General features: G+C 43.1%; 6 protein-coding genes. 2 read left to right on the top strand and 4 right to left on the bottom strand.

Annotation, left to right across the window (positions count from 1 at the left end; translation table 11 throughout):
- Window positions 1-130 precede the first annotated feature (130 nt).
- The 3 genes from J2S07_RS21550 to J2S07_RS21560 all read right to left on the bottom strand — a co-directional run bounded on the left by J2S07_RS21550 (window position 131) and on the right by J2S07_RS21560 (window position 2,867).
- The gene (locus J2S07_RS21550; RefSeq protein WP_307152424.1) at window positions 131-946 is read right to left on the bottom strand and encodes an ABC transporter permease; all 816 of its coding nucleotides are present in this window, start codon (window positions 944-946) and stop codon (window positions 131-133) included.
- Window positions 930-1,703 carry an ABC transporter ATP-binding protein gene (locus tag J2S07_RS21555; RefSeq protein ID WP_307152425.1) on the bottom strand — a complete coding sequence of 258 codons (774 nt, stop codon included), beginning with the start codon at window positions 1,701-1,703 and terminating at the stop codon, window positions 930-932. The genes J2S07_RS21550 and J2S07_RS21555 overlap by 17 nt, the downstream gene beginning before the upstream one ends.
- A 168-nt stretch (window positions 1,704-1,871) precedes the next feature.
- Entirely contained in the window at window positions 1,872-2,867 is a 996-nt protein-coding gene (locus J2S07_RS21560) for an ABC transporter substrate-binding protein (protein WP_307152426.1), read from the bottom strand.
- Window positions 2,868-2,992: 125 nt separating this feature from the next.
- On the opposite strand from J2S07_RS21560, the gene J2S07_RS21565 reads away from it, so the two are divergent.
- Together J2S07_RS21565 and J2S07_RS21570 are read left to right on the top strand one after the other, a co-directional pair.
- A complete protein-coding gene (locus tag J2S07_RS21565; protein ID WP_307152427.1) occupies window positions 2,993-3,784 on the top strand; it encodes an alpha/beta hydrolase family protein in 792 nt (263 codons plus the stop codon).
- A gap of 42 nt (window positions 3,785-3,826) precedes the next feature.
- On the top strand, window positions 3,827-4,069 hold the full coding sequence (locus J2S07_RS21570; RefSeq protein WP_307152428.1) for a DUF2584 domain-containing protein: 243 nt from the start codon (window positions 3,827-3,829) through the stop codon (window positions 4,067-4,069).
- Here J2S07_RS21570 and J2S07_RS21575 read toward each other — a convergent pair.
- The coding region (locus J2S07_RS21575; protein ID WP_307152429.1) for a hypothetical protein at window positions 4,066-4,266 on the bottom strand (201 nt) is incomplete at its 5' end. The genes J2S07_RS21570 and J2S07_RS21575 overlap by 4 nt on opposite strands.

Consider the following 4,266-nt stretch of genomic DNA (forward strand, 5'->3'; position numbering starts at 1 on the left):
AACCAAAATTTATTTTAACACCAGGTTGGGATTTTTTTAATACATCGCTATAAGCTTTCCAGAACCCTACGCCTAGCGTAGGGTTTTCTTTCTACAAAAAACAAAGCGGCAATGCTTGATGCTTGCCGCTTTAATTCCGTGATCCATTCTTTATCAGCTTCTTTTCAAGTAATTCAACGAGTTGGTACATAATTGTGGCAAAAATAGCGATGACCAGCAAGGACAAGAGTACAAGCGTAAAATTAAATACTTGGAAACCGTAGATAATCATATAGCCCAAGCCCCGCTTGGAAACGAGAAACTCTCCGACAATGACCCCTACCCATGAAAGCCCGACATTGACCTTTAACGTTGAAATAATCGTTGGAAACGAAGCGGGAAGGATGGCTTCTCGAAACGATTGAAATCTGGTTGCCCCAAATGTTTGTAAAACCCTTAGATAGTTTTCATCGACCTCTCGAAATGAGGTATAGACCACGATCGTTGTTATAATCACAGAGATGATCGCTCCCATGGCGACAATGGAGGTCATAGTGGGACCGAGTGCAACAATTAAAATAGGGCCTAAAGCAACCTTAGGCATGGAGTTTAGGACAACTAAATAAGGATCTAATACTTTTGATAGAAATGGAGACCACCAAAGGATGGCAGCAAGGATCGTTCCAATGATCGTTCCTAGTAGAAAGCCAAAAATAGTTTCTGTTAACGTGTACCCCAGATCGATGAAGAGTGAGCCGTTCATGATTTTTTCGGTAAAGAGAGCCCATACCTTTGACGGTGCACTGAATATCATCGGGTCAATCCATTGCATTCGGCTTAAAAATTCCCAGGAGGCAAAGAACACAACAAATATGATGAGCTGGTAAAAGCGAACCCATCTACCTTCCCGTTTGAGGGAGCGAATATAGGCTTGATGGAGGAGTTCTGTTTTATTGGTTGGTTTCAATTTGCTCAAGCTCCTTCCATATGGTCTGAAAGATTTCTGGATAGAGTTCATGATTGCGTGCTTGAAAGGGTGAGATGGTTCTAAGTTCCTCGGGGATGGAGAAGGATTTGAGTATTTTGCCGGGTCTTGGACTGAAAAGAAAGATTCGGTCGCTCATGGCAATGGCTTCACCAATATCATGAGTGACGAGAATGGCGGTCTTGTGAAAGGTTTTTAGAGTGTCTGACACTAAATCCTCAAGGCGTAGCTTCGTCTGATAATCAAGTGCTGAAAATGGTTCATCGAGCATAAGGAGCTTTGGCTCGGTAGCGAGGGTACGCACGAGAGCGACCCTTTGTCTCATGCCACCGGAGAGCTGACTTGGATACTGCTTTTCAAAGCCGCTTAGCCCCATTTGATCAAGCAGGCGGAGAGTATCCTGTTTTTTCTTGGAAGTTAGCAGATTATTAAGCTTTAAGCCTAACAGAATGTTTTCTTCAATCGTCTTCCAAGGAAAGAGATAATCCTGCTGGAGCATATAGCCAATCTGACTTTTAAGCTTCTCAATCGGCTGATCTTCTAATGTAATACTGCCTTCAGTGGGCTTGATCAGCCCTGCAATAATACTGAGTAGCGTTGTTTTGCCGCATCCGCTCGGGCCGAGGAAGGAGACAAATTCACCCTCCTCGACCGTAAGCGAGATATCGGAGAGGGCCGTTGTTGCAGAGCTTTTCGTAAAATAGGTGTGGTGTATGCCTTCGATTTTTAACAAAACCATCTTGATTGCGGCCTCCTCTTCATAAATTTTTTTATTTCATACTGTGCCAAATCATATTGTCGATTTAATATCGCCTTATACGTACAAGTTCTCTACGTTACTCGTACCGAGTAAAACCCGTTCACTCGCACGTATAAGGCTAAAATCAACATCCAATATTAACAAGCTTTACTTTAATATTTTCTCTGCGATTTCTGTATTGACAAGGCTACTATGGTCAATTCTCTTCGGTAATTCTCCTGCTTCGTCCATAATGTCCTGAAGATTATTCCATTCTTTTTCATCTAGAATTGGATCCGTGGCATAGGAGCCTTGACCTTTGTAGCGATCTACGACCATTTCAATGATTTCGATATCCGTATCTTCAAAATGAGGTTGAAGGACTTCAGCGATTTCTTTCGCATTATGTTTCTCTACCCATTTTTGCGCCTTGTAAATCGCCCTTGTGAATTTTTCAATGATTTCTTTGTTCTCCTTCATATAGCTCTCTTTTGCCATAAAGGTTGTATACGGAACATGGCCGGACTCTTCACCAAAGGAAGCGACGATATAGCCTCTGCCTTCCTTTTCCATCATCGAGGCCTGTGGCTCAAATAACTGTACGAAGTCACCCGTTCCGGAGGCAAAGGCACTCGTAATGTTCGCAAAATCCACATTCTGAATGAGGTCTAAATCAGCCTGAGGGTCAATGCCATGCTTTTTTAGCACAAATTCTCCAACCATCTGTGGCATGCCACCTTTTCGTTGACCAAGGAAGGTAACCCCTTTTAATTGATTCCAATCGAAGTTTTCTATTTTTTCACGAGAGACGAGGAATGTTCCATCGGTTTGTGTAAGCTGAGCAAAATTGATCACCTTATCACTTGAGCCTTGAGCGGCTACGTATATCGATGTTTCTGAACCGACGAGACCGATGTCCGCCCCATCCGAAATTAACGCTGTCATTACTTTATCTCCGCCAGGTGTGAGGGTTAAATCAATTTTTAATCCCTCTTCCTCAAAAAAGCCTTTCTCAATCGCTACGTATTGTGGGGCATAGAAGATCGAATGAGTCACCTCTGCAACCCTGATGGTTTGAACTTCTTCATTATTACAGGCAGCTAAAGGTATAATAAGAATGGCAGCTAAAAGACAGACAAGCCCAACTTTTAACCATTTTTTCATGCTGTGACCTCCTCAGGTAAAATGAATCTATATAAAAGGTTGAAAACCTAACATATCGTATGAAGGGGCAAAAAAATGTGTGAATGCCTATATACAAGTTGAGAACTTTTTTAGGAGTTGAACATATGAACAAGGCGGATGGCCAAATCATCTCAAAGCAGCGATATCCATCGCCGAATCCGAATATTGAGCTCTCCCTGGTCACCTATTACTCCGGTGGTTTAAGAGTGATGGGATTGCTTGCTGAGCCAAAGGCGGAGGGGATTTATAATGGATTTCTATATTTGCGAGGTGGTATTAAAAGTGTAGGAATGGTTCGTCCAGGAAGAATCATTCAGTTTGCCTCAGAGGGATTTATCGTGTTTGCGCCTTTTTACCGGGGAAATCAAGGGGGAGAAGGGAATGAGGATTTTGCTGGGGATGATCGGAAGGATGCATTCGCCGCTTTCACCCTACTCCAAAATCATTCGAGAGTGGACAAGGTTCATGTATTCGGTTTTTCAAGAGGTGGTGTCATGAGCCTTCTGACGGCGCTCCATTTTCCGGAAACAGCGTCGATAGTAACGTGGGGAGGTGTGAGCGATATGTTTCTGACCTACGTGGAAAGAAAGGATTTACGGCGCATGATGAAGAGAGTGATTGGCGGTACCCCCACTAAATTCCCAGAGCGCTACCAGTTTCGCACGCCTTTGTTTCATTTGGAAAAACTGCAAGCCCCGGTCTTAATTATTCATGGCGTTCAGGATAAGAATGTCTCCGTAGAACATGCCTACCGGCTAGAAAAAAGATTAAGAGCGCTAGATAAGCAGGTGGAGAGCTGGTATTTTGATTCATTGACACATTATTTTCCACCAGCTATCAATCGCCAGGTAGTGACTGATTTGACGAAATGGATGAAAAATCAAACGGAGAAATGATAAGATAGGGGTAAGATAACCATAAGCAAAGGAGAGAGAAATATGGGTATGCCTTTGGAATTAAATACGATGATCGTGACAAAGGGAAGAGAAACACGTCTTGATGAGAATCTTTTTACGTTAGTGAAGGAAGGATATCGATTATATCCACTTGATATTCCGATCGAGGTAAAAAGAACCATCGACGGCGATTCAAGTGGAATCGCAGAAATCAGAAAAGTTGAATGGGAAAATAACACAACCACTATCTACTACCAGCTCATTTCCTTGTACTCAACCAACTAAAAATGGTACCTGGTACCATCCGTGGACAAAATGGTCAGTTTGTCCTTCTCAGGTGGACACTTCTCGCATAAAAGAAAGAGCGGCCTAATGTGCCGCTCTTTCGTGCGCTTGGCAGCGCATCTCTCTAATGGGTGCAAGTCCCTAACATACCGTTGTGGCGGAAGTGTATAGCTGATGGGTAGTGCGGGTACTGCGAA

It is taken from the genome of Anoxybacillus andreesenii (genome assembly GCF_030813005.1).
GTDB classification, from domain to species: Bacteria; Bacillota; Bacilli; order Bacillales; family Cytobacillaceae; genus Robertmurraya; species Robertmurraya andreesenii.

What these genes read in the sequence shown, in the direction of transcription:
- J2S07_RS21555 (WP_307152425.1), bottom strand. Translation starts at nt 1,703, where the DNA reads ATGGTTTTGTTAAAAATCGAAGGCATACACCACACCTATTTTACGAAA.
- J2S07_RS21560 (WP_307152426.1), bottom strand. Translation starts at nt 2,867, where the DNA reads ATGAAAAAATGGTTAAAAGTTGGGCTTGTCTGTCTTTTAGCTGCCATT.
- J2S07_RS21565 (WP_307152427.1), top strand. Translation starts at nt 2,993, where the DNA reads ATGAACAAGGCGGATGGCCAAATCATCTCAAAGCAGCGATATCCATCG.
- J2S07_RS21570 (WP_307152428.1), top strand. Translation starts at nt 3,827, where the DNA reads ATGGGTATGCCTTTGGAATTAAATACGATGATCGTGACAAAGGGAAGA.